The organism is Janthinobacterium sp. SUN118 (genome assembly GCF_030397695.1).
In the GTDB taxonomy this organism is placed as follows: domain Bacteria; phylum Pseudomonadota; class Gammaproteobacteria; order Burkholderiales; family Burkholderiaceae_D; genus Janthinobacterium.
Window position 1 is genome coordinate 221,179 of sequence record NZ_JAPUBV010000006.1, and the last position, 19,666, is coordinate 240,844.

Here is a 19,666-nt window from a genome sequence, read left to right on the forward strand (position 1 = left end):
TGCCATGTACCCATTCAAATCGCCACGCCTGGCCGCCATGCTGGCCGCACTGCTGCTGGCCGGCGCCACTGGCGCCGCCTTCGCCGCGGCCAAGGCAAGGAAGCCGGCCGGGCTGGAGCGTTATGGCGTGACCGTGTATTCGGACCTGTGCCTGCAAAAGGACAGCGGCGAGATCGGCGGCCAGCGCGTCACCCTGCATCGCTTCGCCGAAGCCGATTCCGTCATCTATGAATTCACGGCAGGGGCCCTGAGCTGGCCCATCGTGGCCAGTGACGTCAACCTCGATGCCGCCACGGGCGCCTTCGACTTCACCATCGCCGGCGCGGACAGCGAAGAGCGCACCATCGTCGGCAAGTTCTCGAAGGATGGGCAAACCCTGACCCTGGAAGGCGATTATTGCGGCGGCAACGTGCGCATGCCGATGAAGCTGAGCCGCGTGCGCGACTTTGGCCGTCCGCTGAAAAATTGCACGCCATGCCCGCCCATGCCGGAAGTGCCTGCCGAACCGGCGCCGGCAGCGGAAGCCGTGCCCGAGAGTTCGCTGGCGCCGGCAGCCTGATAGTGTCGTGACGCCATGAAAAAGGCCCGGTGGTGACCGGGCCTTTGTGATTTCTGCTGCAATCGACTGCTTACTTCGCCGCTTGCGCCTTTTCCGCCGTGGCGCGGATGGTGGCCAGCGTCGCGTTCGGCGTGATCAGGTTGCCGTCGTAGCGCAGCTCGATCAGGGCCGGCAGGCTGTGCGCCTTGGCATGCGCGAGCGCCCGCTGCAGGGCAGGAGCGAACTCTTCCGTCGTATTCACCACTTCGCCATGCGCGCCATACGCCTGCGCCAGCGCCGCGAAATCCGGATTGTGCAGGGTCGTGCCCGACACGCGGCCCGGGTAGTCGCGCTCCTGGTGCATGCGGATGGTGCCGAACATCTGGTTATTGAAGACGATGATGACCACGCCCGCCTGGTATTGCACGGCCGTCGCCAGTTCCTGGCCATTCATCATGTATTCGCCATCGCCGGCAAAGGTGATCACCGTGCGTTCCGGATGCACGATCTTCGCCGCCACGCCGGACGGCACGCCGTAGCCCATGGCGCCATTCGTCGGCGCCAGCTGGGTGCGCATGCCGCCGTAGCGGTAGAAGCGGTGCGCCCACGAGGCGTAATTGCCGGCGCCGTTCGTCAGGATGGTATCGGCGGGCACTTGCGCCATGATGTCTTGCGTCACTTGCCACAGGTCGAGCGGCGCCTGGCCATCCTGGAAGATCGGCGGCTGCTGCTGGTAGGCGGCCAGCTCGGCCTTGGCGGCGGCCGGCGTATGCTGCCAGGCGGCCGCGTCGACGGCGTCCATCGCAGCGAGCATGGCGCACGCTTGCGGCATGCCGCTGTTGATCATCAGCTCGGCCTGGTAGACGCTGCCCAGCTCCTCGGCATCCGTGTGGATGTGCACCAGGCGCTGGCGCGGCACGGGCGAATCGAACAGCGTGTAGCCGCCGGTGGTCATTTCGCCGAGGCGCGGACCGATGGCGATCACCAGGTCGGCGTCCCTGACGCGCGCGGCCAGCTTCGGGTTGATGCCGATGCCGACGTCGCCGATGTAGTTCGGGTGCGCATTGTCGAGCAAGTCCTGGAAGCGGAAGGCGCAGGCGACGGGCAAGTGATTCGCTTCGGCGAACTGCTGCAGGTCGGCGCACGCCTGCGGCGTCCAGGTGGTGCCGCCCAGCAGCAGCAGCGGGCGCTGCGCGCCGGCCAGCATGCTGCGCAACTGTTGCATCTGGGTATGGGACGGCGCCGCCTGCACGGGCTGGTAAGGGCGCGTGTCGGCCACGGCCGCCATGGAAATGAGCATGTCTTCCGGCAAGGCCAGCACGACGGGGCCGGGGCGGCCACTGGTGGCCACCTGGAAGGCGCGCGCCAGGTATTCGGGGATGCGCTCGGCGCGGTCGATCTGTGCCACCCATTTGGCCATCTGGCCGTACATGCGGCGGTAGTCGATTTCCTGGAACGCTTCGCGGTCGACGAAATCGTTGCCCACCTGGCCGATGAACAGGATCATCGGCGTCGAATCCTGGTACGCCGTATGCACGCCGATCGACGCGTTGGTGGCGCCCGGGCCGCGCGTGACGAAGCAGATGCCCGGCTTGCCGGTCAGCTTGCCGTAGGCTTCGGCCATGAAGGCGGCGCCGCCTTCCTGGCGGTTGATGATGAAGCGGATGCCCGAATCGTGCAGGGCGTCGAGCACGTCGAGGTAGCTTTCGCCAGGCACGCCAAAGGCGGTGTCGACACCGTGGATCTGCAGGGCATCGACCAGGATCTGGCCGCCGGTACGGGATTGTTGCGTCATGTTCGGCTCTTTATATTCTAGTTGGGTGGCAAAGAAAAATCGGGCAAGCGAAGCGCATGCGCCTGGTATACGCGCAGCTTGCGCCATTCTATGTGAGCCGATTTGGCCCGGCTTTTGAAATGGCGACACCGAATTACACAATCCCCCGGGGCGGGCCGCCCGGCAAGGCGCGGCTGGCGAGCGGCGCCGCGCGTGCGCAGGCCTTTTTGCAGAAACATGCTGCGGCGCGGTACAATGGCGGGTGAAGCAGGCCAGACAGTCGCTGGCTGGCGCAGCAATGCGCTGGCGGGAGGAAGGTCCGGACTCCATAGAGCGGGGTGACGGTTAACGGCCGTCCGCCGAAAGCCGACCCGGCGTACTTGTATGCCGGGGGAGTATAAGGCGAGGAATAGGGCCACAGAGACGAGCGTATTAAGTTACGGTGAAACGCGGTAACCTCCACCTGGTGCAATTTCAAATAGGCACGCGATGATGCTGCTCGCGGAGCGTGCGGGTAGAAAGCTTGAGCGCCCGAGTAATCTGGCGCCTAGAGGAATGACTGTCATAGCGCCGACCTGCAAGGGAAGGCGCCGTAACAAAATCCGGCCTACCGGCCTGCTTCACTTGAATTCTTTGCCCTCTGGCATGCCAGGAGGTGTTCGGCGACGGTGTTTTTCGCACCGCCGGTATGACCAAAAAGCCCCGGCAACGGGGCTTTTTTGTTTCTAAAAATATAGTGCTGAAGATAAAGTTGTATATACAACTAAAAATGAACAATTGGTTAAAGTTTCTGAAGTTTAATTAATTGCTGCATTGCAAAAAAAGTTTTCGCGGGTATGGCCGGCCCCCGGAAAATCGGGCAAGCGGGGCATTGTGTGCTCATTTTTTTGCCATAAACCAAGTCTTTCCAGGCACTCGATTACCGTTGTGCTCGCACGACGAAACTATTGTCATGTGTCAACTAACTGTAAAAAATTCAATTTTTTCATTTCGTCTTTTTCGATGTTTACGGTAGGAAAACACATGTGTGCAGATGAGGTAGCACATTCACTATCTTTCATAAGTATCTAATTTATCGATATATTTTTATTTGAGACTCCTTCAACGATATGCGCTAAGTCCTTAATTTCATTACTAAAATTCCTGTTTTGCCAATCGGAAACCGCTTGACCACTATCTTTGCTTACTCTAAAGTGGGCAACTGTGTGAAAAAGTGTGTTTTTGTGGGAATTTTTCCCTTTTCTGCGTGACGCCAAGGCGTCGCAAGCCAAGCTCAAAAAAGGTCTTCCGTGTTTCAAGGCGCGTCCGCAATCAGTCTCGATGCCAAAGGCAGGATGTCTATCCCTGCCAAGCACCGTGACGCGCTGGCGATTCAATGCGAAGGTCGCCTGACCCTGACGAAACACCCCGATGGCTGCCTGCTGTTTTTCCCCCGTCCCGTGTGGGAAAGCCACCGCCAGCAAATCGCCACCTGGCCCATGTCGGCGCGCGCCTGGCAGCGCATCTTCCTCGGCAACGCCGTTGACGTCGAGCTGGACTCGGCCGGCCGCGTGCTGATCTCCCCTGAATTGCGCAACGCCGTCGGGCTGTCGCGCGAAGTGATGATGATCGGCATGGGCAGCCACTTTGAAATATGGGATGCCGCCAAGTTGGCCGAGCAAGAACAGCAGGCGATCGATGCCGGCACCCCTGATGTACTTTCCAATTTTTCTTTCTAAGGCTCCGTAATGACACAACTCACGGTGCCGGAATTTCAGCATCGCACGGTGCTGCTCGATGAAGCGGTCGATGCGCTCGACCTGTCGGGCGACCGCGCGCACGGTATTTACGTCGACGGCACGTTTGGCCGCGGCGGGCATAGCCGTTTGATCCTGTCGCGCCTGGCTGCAGACGCGCGCCTGATCGGTTTCGACAAGGATTTGCAGGCTATCGCCACGGCCGAACAGATCGCCGACCCCCGTTTTGACATCGTCCACGACAGTTTCGCCACCATGACGGCCAGTCTGGCCGAACGCGGCGTGCGGCAGGTCGACGGCATCTTGCTCGACCTGGGCATCTCGTCGCCGCAAGTCGACGACGCGGCGCGCGGCTTCAGCTTCCGCAACGACGGACCGCTGGACATGCGCATGGATACCACGCGCGGCATTTCCGCGGCCGAATGGCTGGCGGTGGAAACCGAGCAGAATTTAGAAAAGGTGATACGCGATTATGGGGAAGAACGGTTTGCTTTTCAGATTGCAAAGGCGATTGTTGCTGGCCGGGCAGTCCAGCCAATTTCAAGCACACGACAGCTTGCCAGCATCGTGGCAGGCGCCGTCAAGACCCGCGAGAAGGGTAAGGACCCCGCTACCCGCACCTTTCAGGCCATACGCATTTTCATTAACAAAGAGCTCGAGGATCTCGAGATCGGCCTGAACCAGGCGTATGCCTGCCTGGCGCCGGGCGCGCGCATGGCCGTGATCAGTTTTCACTCGCTGGAAGACCGCATGGTCAAGCGCTTCTTCGCCTCGAAGGCGAATGTGGAGCAGCCTGACCGCCGCCTGCCGATCCGCGCCGTCGACTTGCCGCAGCCGGAGATGAAGCTCATTTCCAAGATGAAGCCGTCCGACGCCGAGATCGAGGCGAACCCGCGTTCGCGCTCGGCCGTGATGCGCGTGGCACAACGCCTGCCGCTGGCGGCGCCTGCAAGCGGCGGCGCCCGATGACTGGCAAGCTCAGTGTCGTGCTGTCGGCCCTGCTGGTGTGCTGCGGCCTGTCGCTGGTGAACGCGCAGTACCAGGCGCGCCACCTGCTGATCGACCTGGAGCGCGCGCAAGCGCTGTCGCGCCAGCTCGACATCGACTGGGCGCAGCTGCAGCTGGACCAGTCCACCCTGGGCAAGCATGAGCGCATCGAATCGATAGCGCGGCGCGACCTGAGCATGACGCCGCTGACGGCGGCACGCACGCAGTACCTGACGGAGGGCGAATAATGAAGTTGGGCGGTAACAGCAACGGCCGGGTGGCGGCGTCGAAGGGCGTGCCATTCTCGAAAAACCCCGTACTGGCAGTGCGTCTGCCCGTCTGGCGTTCGCGCGTCGTGCTGTTCCTGCTGTTCTTCGCTTTCGCCGGCCTGGGCGCGCGCGCCTTGTGGCTGCAGGGCGTCTCGACGCAGTTCCTGCAAAAGCAGGGCAAGGCGCGCTATGAGCGCACGCTGGAATTGCCTGCCACGCGCGGCAAGATCACCGACCGCAACGGCCAGGTGCTGGCGTCGTCCGTTCCCGTGAAGGCCATCTGGGCCATTCCCGACGACGTGCTGCAGGCGACACCCGAAAAAATCAATGCGCTGGCCGGCCTGCTGGAAATGAACGTCAACGAATTGCGCAAGAAGCTCGATTCGGACCGCAGCTTCGTTTACCTGAAGCGCCAGGTCGAGATGGACGTGGCCGACAAGATCTCCAAGCTGGGCATCGACGGCATCGACGAACGCAAGGAATACAAGCGCTTTTATCCACAGGGCGAAGTGATGACCCACGTGGTCGGCTTTACCAACGTGGAAGACGTGGGCCAGGAAAGCATGGAACTGGCGCAGCAGAAAACCCTCGTCGGCACCACCGGCAGCCGCCGCGTGATCAAGGACCGCCTGGGCCATATCGTCGAAGACATCGGCTTCATCCACGAACCGCATGACGGCAAGGACCTGACCCTGTCCGTCGACAGCAAGATCCAGTACATCGCCTTCACGCAGCTGAAGGAAGCGGTGGAAAAGTTCAATGCCAAGGCGGGCGGCGCCGTCGTGCTCGACGTGCATACGGGCGAAGTGCTGGCCCTGGCCAATTACCCGAGCTACGACCCGAACGACCGCCGCAAGCTCACCGGCCAGCAGCTGCGCAACCGCGTCATGACCGATACCTTCGAACCCGGTTCGACCCTGAAGCCGATCACGGTCTCGCTGGCGCTCGACACGGGCCGGGTCAAGCCGGGTACCCTGATCGACACGGGTCCGGGCCGCTACACCATCGCCGACCGCACGATTACCGACACCAAGCCGCACGGCGTGATCAATGTCTCCGAGATCATCGAAATGTCGTCGAATATCGGCACCTCGAAAATCGCGCTGGGCATGCCGTCGCAGGAAATGTGGGAAATGTTTACCAAGGTGGGCTTCGGCCAGCAGCCGAAATGGGGCTTCCCCGGCGCCGTGGCCGGCCGCGTGCGTCCGTATAAATCCTGGCGCCCGGTGGAGCAGGCGACCATGAGCTACGGTAATGGCATTTCCGTGTCGCTGATCCAGCTGGCGCGTTCCTACATGATGTTCGCGCGCGATGGCGACACGATTCCCCTGTCGTTCCAGAAAGTCAATGAACTGCCTGTGGGCCAGCAAGTGATCAAACCGAAGACGGCCGCCGAAATGCGCGCCATGCTCGAGCTGGTGGTGTCGGGCGCGCACGGCTCGGCCAAGCGCGCCCAAGTTGCCGGCTACCGCGTCGGCGGCAAGACGGGCACGGCCTACAAGGTGGAAAACGGCCGCTACGCGATGCCGCGCAAATATATCGGCTCTTTCGTGGGCATGGTGCCGATGTCGGCGCCGCGCTTCATCATTGCCGTGATGATCGATGAACCGACCGGCCCGGCCCACTATGGTGGCCAGGTTGCCGCTCCCGCTTTCGCGGCGATTGCGACCAACGCGCTGCGCGCGATGAACGTACCGCCCGATTCCTCCGTTACCGAAATCGTGGTTCCGGCCAATGCCGGTCCGGAGGCCATGTGAAGTCACTCATGACCATACAAGAAATCAGTTTGTGGATCAAAGCGGCTGCCCCGTCCGGGCAGCTGACGTCCGATTCGCGCCGCGTGCAGCGCGGCGACGTGTTTTTCGCCTATGCCGGCGCCACCCATTTCATCGCCGCCGCCATCGCGCGGGGCGCCGCCGCCATCGTGCATGATGGCGCCGACTGGGACGCTGCATGGACCGTGCCGCAGTTGGCAGTGGCCGACCTGAAACGCCAGGCCGGCCCCATCGCCCATGCGTTCTACGGCATGCCCGACAGCGCCATGTTCAGCGCCGGCGTGACGGGTACGAATGGCAAGACCTCGTGCGCGCTGTGGCTGGCGCAGGCCCTGGCGCGCCTCGGTGAAACTTCCTCCGTGATCGGCACCCTGGGCGTGGGCCTGTGCAAGCCGCGCGGCGAGATCGACTTCGACGTCACCGGCTACACCACGCCCGACGCCGTGCTGCTGGCGCGCAAGCTCGCCGCCATGCGCGACGCCGGCGCGCAAGCCGTCGCCATCGAAGTGTCGTCGATAGGCCTGGACCAGGAACGCGCGGCCGGCATGCATTTCGACGTCGCCATGTTTACCAACCTGACGCGCGACCACCTCGATTACCACGGCGACATGGCGGCCTATGAGGCGGCGAAAGTCAAATTGTTCGACTGGCCCGGCCTGAAAACGGCCGTCATCAACCTGGATGACGCCATGGGCCTGCGCCTGGCGCGCCACGTGGACGGCAAGCTGGCCGGCGAGTATCCCGTCATCGGCTATACCTTGCAGGATGCGGCAGCCTTGCCCGACCTGCCGGGCGTGCTGATGCTGCGTGCCAGCCAGTTCCGCAGCCGCAATGCCGGCACCGACTTCCACCTGGAATGCCCGCTTGGCGTGGCGCTGGTCAAGACGCAGCTGGTGGGCCACTTCAATATCAGCAACGCGCTGGCCGTGCTGGGCGCCTTGCTGGCGCACGGCACCGGCCTGCGCGCGGCCATCGACGGCATCGAATCCCTGCAGCCGGCGCCGGGCCGCATGCAGCAGGTGGGCGGACAGGAAGCGCCGATGGTCGTCATCGACTATGCGCATACGCCTGACGCGCTGGAAAAAACCCTGGCCGCCTTGCGCCAGGTGGCGCAGGAACGCGGCGGTCAGCTGTGGTGCGTGTTCGGCTGCGGCGGCGACCGCGATCCGGGCAAGCGCCCGCAGATGGGCGCCATCGCGCAGCTGGCCGATCACGTGCTGGTCACCAGCGACAATCCGCGCAGCGAAGACCCGCATGCCATCATCGCGCAGATCGTCGCCGGCATGCGTGCGAATGGCCCGCAGCCGCAGGCCATCGAAGACCGCGCCGCCGCCATTCTGTCGGCCATCAAGCATGCGGCCAAGCCGGATGTCATCCTGTTGGCGGGCAAGGGCCACGAGCCGTACCAGGAAATCAAGGGCAAGAAATTGCCGTTCTCCGATGCCGACCATGCGCAGCTGGCCCTGTCCGCGCGCCTGACGATGATGAGGACGAACTGATGGATAGCCTGATGCACGCAAGCCTGGCTGAATTGATGCCGTCGCTGGATGGCGCACAGCTGATGGGCGACGCCAGTTTTTCGGGTGTGTCGACCGACAGCCGCAGCGCGCCTGCCGGCTCGCTGTTCGTTGCCCTGCGCGGCGAGAATTTCGATGCCCACGATTTCCTCGAGCAGGTGGCCGCCAGGGGCGTCGCCGCCGTGCTGGTCGAGCGCCTGCCGGAAGGCTGGGACAGCAGCAAGGTGCCGGCCATCGTCGCCGCCGACACGCTGGTGGCGCTGGGCCGCATCGCCAATTACTGGCGCCGCCGTTTCAGCCTGCCCGTCATCGGCGTTACCGGCAGCAATGGCAAGACCACCGTCAAGGAGATGATTTCTTCCATCCTGGCGGCGGCCTTTGGCGAAGAAGGCCGTCTGGCCACGCGCGGCAACCTGAATAATGAAATCGGCGTGCCATTGACCCTGTTCCGCCTGAGCGGGCAGCACAAGGCAGCCGTCATCGAAATGGGCATGAACCACCCTGGCGAGATCGCCCGTCTGGCCGCGATTGCCGCGCCGACCCTGGCGATGGTCAACAACGCGCAGCGCGAACACCAGGAATTCATGCATACGGTGGAAGCCGTGGCGCGCGAAAACGGCGCGGCGCTGGCCGCCCTGGCGCATGACGGCGTGGCCGTCTTCCCGCACGGCGATGAATTTACCGCCCTGTGGCGCGAGCTGGCCGGCGCGCGCACGGTCATCACCTTCGGCCTGTCGAAGGATGCGGAAGTGAGCTGCACGCACCGCGCCGCAGAGGATTTTGGCAGCGACCTGTTCGTCAGCGTGCGCGCGCAGGACGGCGGCTTGCGCCAGTTCTTCGTCGGTTTGCAGGCGGCGGGCGAACACAATGTGCGCAATGCGCTGGCCGCCGTGGCATGCGCCGTCGGCGCCGGCATCGCCATCGAACATATCAAGCAGGGCCTGGAGGCGTTCGCGCCGGTGAACGGCCGCCTGCAGAAAAAACGTGCCGCCAATGGCGCCACCATCATCGACGACAGCTACAACGCCAATCCGGATTCGGCGCGGGCAGCCATCGATGTGCTGGCGCAGGCCGCAGCGCCGCGCATCCTGGTGCTGGGCGAGATGGGCGAAGTCGGCACGCAGGGGCAGCAGTTCCACGAAGAGATCGGCGCCTACGCCGCCGCCAAAGGCATCGAACACGTGCTGGCGACGGGCGGCCTGGCGCGCCATCTGGTGAATCCGGCGCAGGCGGCCGCAAGCCAGGAATCAGGCACGGTCGTGGAGTATTTCGAACAGTTCGACGGCTTGCTGGCGGCGCTCGATGCGCATTTGTCCGGCCGATCGGATGCAACAGTATTGATCAAGGGCTCCCGCTTCATGAAAATGGAACGGGCCGTGCAGCATTTGATTGGTTCAAACAACAAAAACAAGGAAGCTCACTAATCATGCTGCTCTGGCTCGCTCATTATTTCCAGGACGACATTGGCCCACTGCGGGTCTTTAACTTCATAACCTTCCGCGCCGTCTTCGCGACCCTGACGGCCATCCTGATCGGCCTGTGCGCCGGTCCGGCCGTGATCCGCATGCTCACGCGCATGAAGGTCGGCCAGGCCGTGCGTACGGACGGCCCGCAAACGCATCTGAAAAAACACGGTACCCCGACCATGGGCGGGGTGCTGATTCTGATCGCCATCGGCATTTCCACCTTGCTGTGGGCCGACCTGTCGAACCGCTTCATCTGGCCCGTGCTGATCGTTACCCTGGGTTTTGGCGCCGTCGGCTGGGCCGACGACTACCGCAAGGTGGTGCACCAGGATCCGGAAGGCATGCGCTCGCGTGAAAAATACTTCTGGCAGTCGCTGATCGGTATCATCGCCGCCTTCTACCTGGCGTTTTCCGTGTCCGTCTCGGAACCCGACGCAGGCCATGTGTGGAACCTGATCTACGCATGGGTGCAGTCCGGCTTTGCCATGGACCTGCCGCCCAAGGCCGACTTGATCGTGCCATTCTTCAAGACCATCAGCTATCCGCTGGGCGTCTGGGGTTTCATCGCGCTGACCTATTGCGTCATCGTCGGCACCAGCAACGCCGTCAATTTCACCGATGGTCTCGATGGCCTGGCCATCATGCCGACCGTGATGGTGGGCACGGCCCTGGGCCTGTTCGCCTACCTGACGGGTAACGTCACGTACGCGCGCTACCTGTTCATCCCGCACATTCCGGGCGCCGGCGAACTGGTGATCTTCTGCGGCGCGCTGGCCGGCTCCGGCCTGGCCTTCCTCTGGTATAACACCCATCCCGCCAAGGTCTTCATGGGCGACGTGGGCGCGCTGGCCCTGGGCGGCGCGCTGGGCACCATCGCCGTTATCGTGCGCCAGGAAATCGTCCTGTTCATCATGGGCGGCATCTTCGTCGTCGAAACGCTGTCCGTGATCATCCAGGTGGCGTGGTTCAAGTACACCAAGAAGCGCTATGGCGTAGGCCGCCGCGTCTTCCTGATGGCGCCACTGCATCACCATTTTGAACAAAAAGGCTGGAAGGAGACGCAGGTCGTCGTGCGTTTCTGGATCATCACCATGATGCTGGTGCTGCTCGGCCTGACCACCTTGAAGCTGCGCTGATGATGTACGACGCTAAAACCGCACTGGTGCTGGGCCTCGGCGAATCGGGGCTGGCCATGGCCCTGTGGCTGGCCCGCAGCGGGGCTGCCGTGCGCGTGGCCGATACGCGCGAAGCGCCCGAGCGCCTGGCCGCCCTGCAGGCCGCCGTGCCGCAGGCGCAGTTCATCGCCGGCGCCTTCACGGCCGACCTGCTCGATGGCGTCGATTTCGTCGCCGTCAGCCCCGGCCTGGCGCCGGGCCGCGAATTGGCGCAGATTGCGCCGGCCGCGCTGGAAAAGAATATTCCCGTGTGGGGCGAGATCGAACTGTTCGCGCAAGCGCTGGCGTTCCTCAAGGCGGAGCGCGGCTATGCGCCGAAAGTCATCGCCATCACGGGCACGAATGGCAAGACGACGGTGACCAGCCTGGTGGGCCTGCTGTGCGAGCGCGCGGGCCTGGCCACGCGCGTGGCCGGCAATATCAGCCCGGCCGCGCTGGACGTGCTGCGCGAGGTGCTCGACGCCGCGCCCGCGCCGCAGCCTGTGTCTCAGCCTGAGAGTGACGGCGAGGACGCTGCAGAAGCCGCGGCACCCGTCGCCGGCAACCTGCCGCAGGCGTGGATCCTCGAGCTGTCCAGCTTCCAGCTGCACACGACCTTCAGCCTGCAGGCCGATGCGGCCACGGTGTTGAACCTGTCGCAGGACCACCTGGACTGGCATGGCGACATGGCTGCCTACGCCCAGGACAAGGCGCGCATCTTCGGCGACGAGACCGTGCGCGTCCTGAACCGCGACGATGCCGCCGTCATGCGCATGGCCAATCCGCTGGCGGAGAGCATCACCTTCGGCACGGGCGAGCCGGCCGAAGTGGACAGTTTTGGCCTGGTCAATGAACGCGGCATCTTCTGGCTGGCGCAAGCCGTGCCGAGCGAAGAAGTGATCGAGAAAAAGCGCAAGAAGAACGATCCGGCGCCGGAACCGGTGCCGACGATGGCGAAAAAACTGATGCCGGCCGATGCGCTGAAAATCCGCGGCCAGCACAATGCCTCGAACGCGCTGGCGGCGCTGGCCCTGTGCCGCGCCATCGGCCTGCCGTTCGCGCCGCTGCTGCATGGCTTGCGCGAATACCAGGGCGAACCGCACCGCGTGGAACTGGTCACGGCCGTCAACGAAGTCGAATACTACGATGACAGCAAGGGCACGAACGTGGGCGCCACGGTGGCGGCCCTGTTCGGCCTGGGCAAGGCCTTCGGCGGCGCGGAGCAGCGCCTGGTGCTGATCGCCGGTGGCGACGGCAAGGGGCAGGACTTCTCGCCGCTGGCCGAACCCGTGTCGCGCTATGTGCGCGCCGTGGTGCTGATCGGCCGCGATGCGCCTGCGCTGCGCGCAGCGCTCGAACCGGCCGGCGTGGACATCATCGACTGCGCCACTTTGCCGGAAGCGGTCAAGCGCGCCAGCGCCCTGGCCCTGGCCGGCGATGCCGTGCTGCTGTCGCCGGCGTGCGCCAGCCTGGACATGTTCAAGAACTATGCGCACCGCGCGCAGGTGTTTGTCGACGCCGTGCGCGACATCGCCCTGGAAAACGGACAGGATATCTGATGGCCTTCCAACTGCCCTTCAGCTTCGGTTCCGGCTCGGCTGCCAAGCCGCTGGATAGCCGTGCGCGGCAGTCGAAAATGATGGATTACGACCAGCCGCTGGTGTGGGTGGTCCTGCTGCTCATGCTGCTGGGCATGGTGATGGTGTATTCGGCCTCGATCTCGCTGTCGGATGCGCGCAAGTTTGCCGCCTACACGAACAATTATTTTGTCGTGCGCCAGGCGCTGTTTATCGGCGTGTCGATCATCGCCGGCGCGCTGGTGTTCCGCATCCGTATCGCGACCTGGCAAAAGATGGCGCCGTGGCTGTTCATCGGCACCCTGGTGCTGCTGGTGATGGTGCTGATACCGGGCCTGGGCGTATCGGTCAACGGCGGCCGCCGCTGGCTGAATCTGCCGGGCCTGCGGCCGCAGCCGTCCGAGCTGATGAAAGTGGTGATGGTGCTGTACGCGGCCGATTACACGGTGCGCAAGCAGGAATACATGCACAAGCTGACCAAGGGCTTCATGCCGATGGCGCTGGCCGTCAGCTTCGTCGGCTTGCTGCTGCTGATGGAGCCCGACCTGGGCGCCTTCGGCGTGATCGTCTGCATCGCCATGGGCATCCTGTTCCTGGGCGGCGTCAATGCGATCTGGTTCGGCGGCATCGGCGCCATGCTGACGGCGATTTTCGTCACCATCATCGCCCTGTCTAAATTCCGCCGCGAGCGGTTTTTTGCGTATCTCGATCCGTGGCAGGAAGACAATGCGCTGAACAAGGCATATCAGCTGACGCACTCGCTGATCGCCTTCGGGCGCGGCGAACTGTTTGGCGTGGGCCTCGGCGGCAGCGTGGAAAAACTGCATTACCTGCCCGAAGCGCATACGGACTTCCTGCTGGCCGTGATCGGCGAGGAATTGGGCCTGGTCGGCGTCCTGGTCGTGATTGGCATGTTCTACTGGATTATCAAGCGCGCCTTCGACATCGGCCGCCAGGCGATCGCCATCGACCAGACCTTCGCCGGCTTGACGGCGAAAGGCATCGCCATCTGGATTGGCGTGCAGACGTTCATTAACATGGGCGTGAACCTGGGTCTGCTGCCGACCAAGGGCCTGACCCTGCCGCTGATGAGCTATGGCGGCACGGGCGTATTGATTAACTGTATCGGCCTGGCGATTTTGCTGCGCATCGATTATGAAAACCGGATCCTGATGCGTGGGGGCCGGCTATGAGCAACGTGACGAATTTGAATCCGACTAAACGACTGATGATCATGGCGGCCGGCACCGGCGGCCATATTTTCCCTGGCCTGGCGATTGCGCAGACGATGCGCGCGCGCGGCTGGGAAGTGAGCTGGCTGGGCACGACCCACGGCATGGAGCAGGAACTGGTGCCGAAGAGCGGCATCCCGATGGACGCCATTGCGTTCTCGGGCATGCGCGGCAAGGGCCTGGCGCACACGCTGAAGGGCGGCTTTAAGATGCTGGCCAGCTTCTTTGCCATCCGCCGTTTCATCGCCAGCCGCAAGCCGGACGTGGTGATGGGCATGGGCGGCTACGTCACCGTGCCGGGCGGCCTGATGGCGCGCCTGAAAGGCGTGCCGCTGGTGCTGGTCAATGCCGACGCGGCGCTGCTGCTGTCGAACAAGACCCTGGTGCCGCTGGCGCAGAAAGTGTGTTTCGGTTTTCCCGCCGACTTCGGCAACGCCGCCGGCAAGGCCGTCGTCACGGGCAATCCCGTGCGCGCCGAGATCCTGGCCATGGCGCCGCCGGCGCCGCGTTTCGCGGGACGCAGCGGACCGCTGCGCATCCTGGTGGTGGGCGGCAGCCTGGGCGCGAAAGCGCTGAACGACAACCTGCCCGCCGCGCTGGCGCTGATGCCGGAGGGCGAACGCCCGCTGGTGACGCACCAGTCGGGCAAGAAGAATATCGACGCCCTGCATGCCGCCTATGCGCAGGCGGGCGTGCAAGCCAATGTGGTCGACTTCATCGACGACATGGCCAGGGCCTATACCGAGGCCGACCTGGTGATCTGCCGCGCCGGCGCGATCACCCTGTCGGAACTGACGGCGGCCGGCGTGGCAAGCGTGCTCGTGCCGCTGGTGGCGTCGACCACCAGCCACCAGCGCGACAACGCGCAATGGATGGCGCAACAAGGCGCGGCGATTCACCTGCCGCAGACGGAAATGAGTGCGGCGTCGCTGAGCGCCTTGCTGGCGTCGCTGGACCGCGACAGCTGCCAGCAGATGGCGCAGGCGGCACTGGCAGCAGGCAAGCGCGACGCCAATGAGGCGATCGCAAACGTATTGGAAAAACTGGCATGAGGTTAGCTCTGTGAAGCATAAAGTAAACAATATCCACTTTGTCGGCATTGGCGGCAGCGGCATGAGCGGCATCGCCGAAGTGCTGGTCAATCTGGGCTACAAGGTGTCGGGCTCCGACCTGGGCAGCAATGCGGCGACGCAGCGCCTGGCGAGCCTGGGCGCGACCGTCATGCTCGGTCACGCGGCTGAAAATATCGGCGACGCCGATGCGGTGGTCACGTCGGGCGCCGTCCCGCAGGACAATCCGGAAGTGGCGGCAGCGCGTGCGCGCAAGATCCCGCTGGTGCCGCGCGCCGTGATGCTGGGCGAGTTGATGCGCCTGAAACGCGGCATCGCGATCGCCGGCACGCATGGCAAGACCACCACCACCAGCCTGGTGGCATCGGTGCTGGCGCAGGGCGGCCTCGATCCCACCTTCGTCATCGGCGGTCGCCTGACCAGCGCCGGCGCGAATGCGAAACTCGGCTCGGGAGACTACCTGGTGGCCGAAGCCGATGAATCGGACGCCTCGTTCCTGAACCTGACGCCGATGATCGAAGTGATCACGAATATCGACGCCGATCACATGGACACCTACGAGCACGATTTTGAAAAGCTCAAGCAGGCGTTCGTGCAGTTCACGCACCGTTTGCCGTTCTATGGCCGCGCCATGCTGTGCATCGACGATCCGCACGTACGCGCCATCATCCCGTCCGTGACCAAGCCGGTCACCACCTACGGTTTTGCGGAAGACGCGCAAGTGCGCGCCATCAATGCGCGCGCCGTAGGGCTGGAAATGCATTTCACCGTGCTGCAGGAAGGCTATCCGGACCTCGACGTGGTGCTGAACCAGCCCGGCATGCACAATGTGCAGAATGCCTGCTCGGCGATCGCCATCGCGCGTGAAATCGGCATCGCCGATACCGCCACGCAGCAGGGCCTGGCCGAATTTTCCGGCGTGGGCCGGCGTTTCACGCGCTATGGCGACGTGGCGCTGCCGAACGGCGGCAGCTTCGCGCTGGTCGACGATTTCGGCCACCACCCTGTGGAAACGGAAGTGACCCTGGCCGCGGCGCGCGCCGCCTACCCGGGCCGCCGACTGGTGCTGGCTTTCCAGCCGCACCGCTACAGTCGCACGCGCGATCTGTTCGAGGATTTCGTCAAGGTGCTCAGTGCACCGGACGTGCTGCTGCTGTCCGAAGTGTATGCGGCGGGCGAAGCGCCTATCGTCGCCGCCGATGGCCGCGCACTGGCGCATGCGCTGCGCGCGCGCGGCAAGATCGAACCGATTTTCGTCGAGTCCATGAAGGACATGGCCGACACCATCATGAGCGTGGCGCGCGACGGCGACGTCGTGCTGACCATGGGTGCGGGCTCCATCAGCGGCATCCCGCAACAACTGACTACGTATCAATCCAACACTGTAAAGGCCTGATGTGAACCAAGCTTCAGCTATCGACGTAAAACAATTGGGCAAGGTCGGCGTCCTGTTCGGCGGCCGCTCGGCCGAGCGCGAAGTGTCGCTGATGTCCGGCGCGGGCGTGCTGGCCGCATTGAAAAGCCATGGCGTGGATGCGCATGGCTTCGACACGGGCGAACGCAGCCTGGCCGAACTGGCCGCCGAGAAATTCGACCGCGTCTTCATCGCGCTGCACGGCCGCTTCGGCGAAGACGGCAGCCTGCAGGGCGCGCTGGAACAGCTGGGCATTCCCTACACGGGCAGCGGCGTGATGGCCTGCTCGGTGGGCATGGACAAGGTCTACACCAAGATGATCTGGCTGATGCACCAGCTGCCGACGCCCAAGTACGCGGTGCTGAACGACAGCTCCGACCTGGCCAAGGTCGCTGCGGAACTGGGCTTGCCGCTGATCGTCAAGCCGCCGCATGAAGGTTCGAGCATCGGCATCACGACGGTCAACGAAGCGTCGGCCTTCCAGGCCGCCTACGACATCGCCGCCGGCCTCGATGATTCGGTGCTGGCCGAGGAATTCATCAAGGGCCGCGAATTCACCGTCGCGATCCTGGGCAAGGGCGCCACGGCGCGGGCGCTGCCGCCGATCGAAATCGTCGCCCCGCAAGGCAATTACGATTATCAGAACAAGTACTTCACGGACGATACGCAGTATTTCTGCCCGCCGCAGCTGGACCAGGCGATCATCGCAGAGATGGAACGTATCGCGCTGGAAGCCTACCGCGCCCTCGGCTGCGAAGGCTGGGGACGGGTCGATGTGCTGATGCGCGCGGCCGACAGCAAGCTGTTTTTGCTGGAGGTGAATACCTCGCCGGGCATGACCGGCCATTCGCTCGTGCCGATGGCGGCGCGCGCGGAAGGCACCAGCTATGAAGACCTGTGCCTGGAAATCGTCGCCGGCGCAAGCCTGAAAATGCACAAGGGAAAACGCTGATATGTGGCATGACGCTAAAAGCCTGAATACGACTGCCAACGGCTTGCTGGCCGCGGTGCTGGTCGTGTGCGTGGCGGCCGGCGTCTGGTGGGTGTCGCAGCGCCCGATGTTCGACCTGCGCAGCATCAAGGTGGAAAGCGCGGACGACAAGGGCCTGCGCCACGTGAATTACCTGACCCTGCGCAGCGGCACGCTGGGGCGCATCAAGGGCAATTTCTTCACGACCAACCTGGAAAGCGTGCGCGGCGTGTTCGAATCGGTGCCCTGGGTGCGCCGCGCCAGCGTGCGGCGCGAGTGGCCGAACCAGCTGATCGTGGCGCTGGAAGAACATGAGGCGCTGGGCACCTGGGGCGAGGATGGACGCCTGCTGTCGGTCAAGGGCGACGTGTTTACCGCCAATGTGGCCGAGGCCGAGGATGACCATGAATTGCCCGCGTTTTCCGGCCCCGATGGCAGCGAGAAGGAAGTGCTGGCCACTTACGTGCAGCTGGAAAAATGGTTCGCGCCGCTGAAGATGGTGCCCGAGACCCTGTCGCTGTCGAGCCGTTATGCGTGGACCGTGAAACTGAATAACGGCATGAGCGTGGCGCTGGGGCGCGAGCAGAATCATACGACCCTGAAGGCGCGGGTCGACCGGCTGGTGGGTATCTACCCGCAGCTGGCGAGCCGGCTGGAAAATATCGACACGATCGATATGCGCTACCAGAACGGCTTGGCCCTCAGTTCCGCAGGCCTGGTGATACCGGCCGAAGGCAAGGATGGCAGGCCGGCAGCAGCGATCAGGAAGAAAAATGGCAGTCCGATTAAAAAACCGACTTAACCGAATAATCAATTAACGAATAGCCCATACATTAGGCGACAGAAATGACAAAAGACGCGAAAAACCTGATCGTCGGCCTCGACATCGGCACCTCGAAAGTGGTGGCGGTGGTAGCCGAAGTGATGTCCGACGGGCGCCACGAAGTGATCGGGCTGGGCCAGCACGAATCGAAGGGCCTGAAAAAAGGCGTGGTGGTCAATATCGAGGCCACGGTGGAGTCCATCCAGCGCGCGCTGGAAGAGGCCGAGCTGATGGCCGACTGCAAGATCCGCAATGTCTACGCAGGCATCGCGGGCAGCCATATCCGCAGCTTCAATTCCAGCGGCATGGTGGCCATCAAGGACAAGGAAGTGACGGCGACCGACGTGGCGCGCGTCATCGAGACGGCAAAAGCGGTTAACATTCCGACCGATCAGCAATTGCTGCACACGGTGCCGCAAGAGTTCATCGTCGACAGCCAGGAAGATGTGCGCGAGCCGATCGGCATGAGCGGCATCCGCCTGGAGGTGAAGGTGCATATCGTCACCGGCGCCGTGTCGGCGGTGCAGAACATCGTCAAGTGCGTGCGCCGCTGCGGCCTGGAAGTGTCGGACCTGATCCTGCAGCCGATGGCATCCGCCGACGCGGTGCTCACGCCCGATGAAAAAGAGCTGGGCGTGGTGCTCATCGACATCGGCGGCGGCACGACCGACGTGGCGGTATTCTCCGATGGCGCGATCCGCCATACGGCAGTCATCCCCATCGCCGGCGACCAGATCACCAACGACATCGCCATGGCCTTGCGCACCCCGACCGCGGAAGCGGAAGAAATCAAGATCCGCTATGGCGTGGCCAAGCAGGTCCTGGCCGATCCCGGTGAATCGCTGGAAGTGCCAGGCCTGGGCGACCGCGGTCCGCGCAACCTGTCGCGCCAGGCGCTGGCGGCAGTGATCGAACCGCGCGTCGAAGAGCTGTTTGCGATGGTGCACCAGGTGGTGCGCGAATCCGGTTACGAAGGCGTGCTGTCGTCGGGCATCGTGCTCACGGGCGGCACTTCCATCATGCCCGGCATGGTGGAAATGGCGGAAGATATTTTCCTGAAACCGGCGCGCCTGGGCACGCCCGAGTATCGGGGACAGCTGGCCGACGTGGTGCGCAGTCCGCGCTATGCCACGGTGCTTGGCCTGCTGCTGGAAGCGAAGAAGCAATACCTGCGCGGCCACATCGTGACGCGTCAGGACGGCTCGGTGAAGGCAGTCTGGCAGCGCATGAAGGAATGGTTTTTAGGGAATTTTTAAGGGCGTGCTTCAGGCCCGGCATGACAGGTTTTTTGGCAGCATCGCAGGTAAACACACATAACTTAATTTTATATTTAACCGCAGTTTTCAATCTCCAGTTCTCCTACC

Annotated in this window: 16 protein-coding genes and 1 other RNA gene; 16 read left to right on the forward strand and 1 reads right to left on the reverse strand. The window is 63.6% G+C overall.

The features are described 5' to 3' along the window. The first annotated feature begins 4 nt into the window (after positions 1-4). Entirely contained in the window at positions 5-559 is a 555-nt protein-coding gene (locus tag O0880_RS26705; protein ID WP_289889486.1) for a hypothetical protein, read from the forward strand. 70 nt (positions 560-629) lie between these two features. On the opposite strand, the gene O0880_RS26710 is transcribed toward O0880_RS26705, so the two are convergent. Next, positions 630-2,333: a thiamine pyrophosphate-binding protein gene (locus O0880_RS26710; RefSeq protein WP_289889487.1), complete on the reverse strand. Its 1,704-nt coding sequence runs from the start codon at positions 2,331-2,333 to the stop codon at positions 630-632. Positions 2,334-2,576: 243 nt separating this feature from the next. Here O0880_RS26710 and rnpB point away from each other — a divergent pair. The 15 genes from rnpB to ftsA all read left to right on the forward strand — a co-directional run bounded on the left by rnpB (position 2,577) and on the right by ftsA (position 19,558). Then, an RNA gene (gene rnpB / locus O0880_RS26715) (RNase P RNA component class A) lies at positions 2,577-2,938 on the forward strand. Between the two features lie 663 nt (positions 2,939-3,601). After that, positions 3,602-4,030, forward strand: a complete 429-nt coding sequence (gene mraZ, locus O0880_RS26720; protein WP_071325291.1) for a division/cell wall cluster transcriptional repressor MraZ — start codon at positions 3,602-3,604, stop codon at positions 4,028-4,030. Between the two features lie 9 nt (positions 4,031-4,039). Further along, positions 4,040-5,017 carry a 16S rRNA (cytosine(1402)-N(4))-methyltransferase RsmH gene (gene rsmH, locus O0880_RS26725; protein WP_071325290.1) on the forward strand — a complete coding sequence of 326 codons (978 nt, stop codon included), beginning with the start codon at positions 4,040-4,042 and terminating at the stop codon, positions 5,015-5,017. Then, a complete protein-coding gene (ftsL, locus tag O0880_RS26730; RefSeq protein ID WP_071325289.1) occupies positions 5,014-5,283 on the forward strand; it encodes a cell division protein FtsL in 270 nt (89 codons plus the stop codon). Before rsmH ends, ftsL begins: the two co-directional genes overlap by 4 nt. Beyond that, on the forward strand, positions 5,283-7,061 hold the full coding sequence (locus tag O0880_RS26735; RefSeq protein WP_071325288.1) for a penicillin-binding protein 2: 1,779 nt from the start codon (positions 5,283-5,285) through the stop codon (positions 7,059-7,061). The genes ftsL and O0880_RS26735 overlap by 1 nt, the downstream gene beginning before the upstream one ends. Before the next feature lie 8 nt (positions 7,062-7,069). Next, on the forward strand, positions 7,070-8,578 hold the full coding sequence (locus O0880_RS26740; protein WP_289889488.1) for a UDP-N-acetylmuramoyl-L-alanyl-D-glutamate--2,6-diaminopimelate ligase: 1,509 nt from the start codon (positions 7,070-7,072) through the stop codon (positions 8,576-8,578). Between the two features lie 11 nt (positions 8,579-8,589). Beyond that, positions 8,590-10,020, forward strand: coding sequence for a UDP-N-acetylmuramoyl-tripeptide--D-alanyl-D-alanine ligase (gene murF, locus O0880_RS26745; RefSeq protein WP_289889516.1), 1,431 nt, complete (start codon positions 8,590-8,592; stop codon positions 10,018-10,020). A 2-nt stretch (positions 10,021-10,022) separates the two neighbouring features. Beyond that, positions 10,023-11,198, forward strand: coding sequence for a phospho-N-acetylmuramoyl-pentapeptide-transferase (gene mraY, locus O0880_RS26750; protein WP_071325286.1), 1,176 nt, complete (start codon positions 10,023-10,025; stop codon positions 11,196-11,198). Then, positions 11,198-12,775, forward strand: coding sequence for a UDP-N-acetylmuramoyl-L-alanine--D-glutamate ligase (gene murD / locus O0880_RS26755; RefSeq protein WP_289889489.1), 1,578 nt, complete (start codon positions 11,198-11,200; stop codon positions 12,773-12,775). The genes mraY and murD overlap by 1 nt, the downstream gene beginning before the upstream one ends. After that, complete coding sequence (gene ftsW, locus O0880_RS26760; RefSeq protein ID WP_071325284.1) at positions 12,775-13,986, forward strand: putative lipid II flippase FtsW; 1,212 nt, start codon at positions 12,775-12,777, stop codon at positions 13,984-13,986. Before murD ends, ftsW begins: the two co-directional genes overlap by 1 nt. Positions 13,987-14,021: 35 nt before the next feature. Further along, the gene (gene murG / locus O0880_RS26765) at positions 14,022-15,077 is read left to right on the forward strand and encodes an undecaprenyldiphospho-muramoylpentapeptide beta-N-acetylglucosaminyltransferase (protein WP_071326694.1); all 1,056 of its coding nucleotides are present in this window, start codon (positions 14,022-14,024) and stop codon (positions 15,075-15,077) included. A gap of 10 nt (positions 15,078-15,087) precedes the next feature. Next, positions 15,088-16,491 carry a UDP-N-acetylmuramate--L-alanine ligase gene (murC, locus tag O0880_RS26770; RefSeq protein WP_071325283.1) on the forward strand — a complete coding sequence of 468 codons (1,404 nt, stop codon included), beginning with the start codon at positions 15,088-15,090 and terminating at the stop codon, positions 16,489-16,491. A gap of 1 nt (position 16,492) precedes the next feature. Next, the gene (locus tag O0880_RS26775) at positions 16,493-17,461 is read left to right on the forward strand and encodes a D-alanine--D-alanine ligase (RefSeq protein WP_289889490.1); all 969 of its coding nucleotides are present in this window, start codon (positions 16,493-16,495) and stop codon (positions 17,459-17,461) included. Between the two features lies 1 nt (position 17,462). Next, positions 17,463-18,281 carry a cell division protein FtsQ/DivIB gene (locus O0880_RS26780; RefSeq protein ID WP_071325281.1) on the forward strand — a complete coding sequence of 273 codons (819 nt, stop codon included), beginning with the start codon at positions 17,463-17,465 and terminating at the stop codon, positions 18,279-18,281. Positions 18,282-18,325: 44 nt separating this feature from the next. Beyond that, on the forward strand, positions 18,326-19,558 hold the full coding sequence (ftsA, locus tag O0880_RS26785) for a cell division protein FtsA (protein ID WP_010394955.1): 1,233 nt from the start codon (positions 18,326-18,328) through the stop codon (positions 19,556-19,558). Positions 19,559-19,666: the final 108 nt, after the last annotated feature.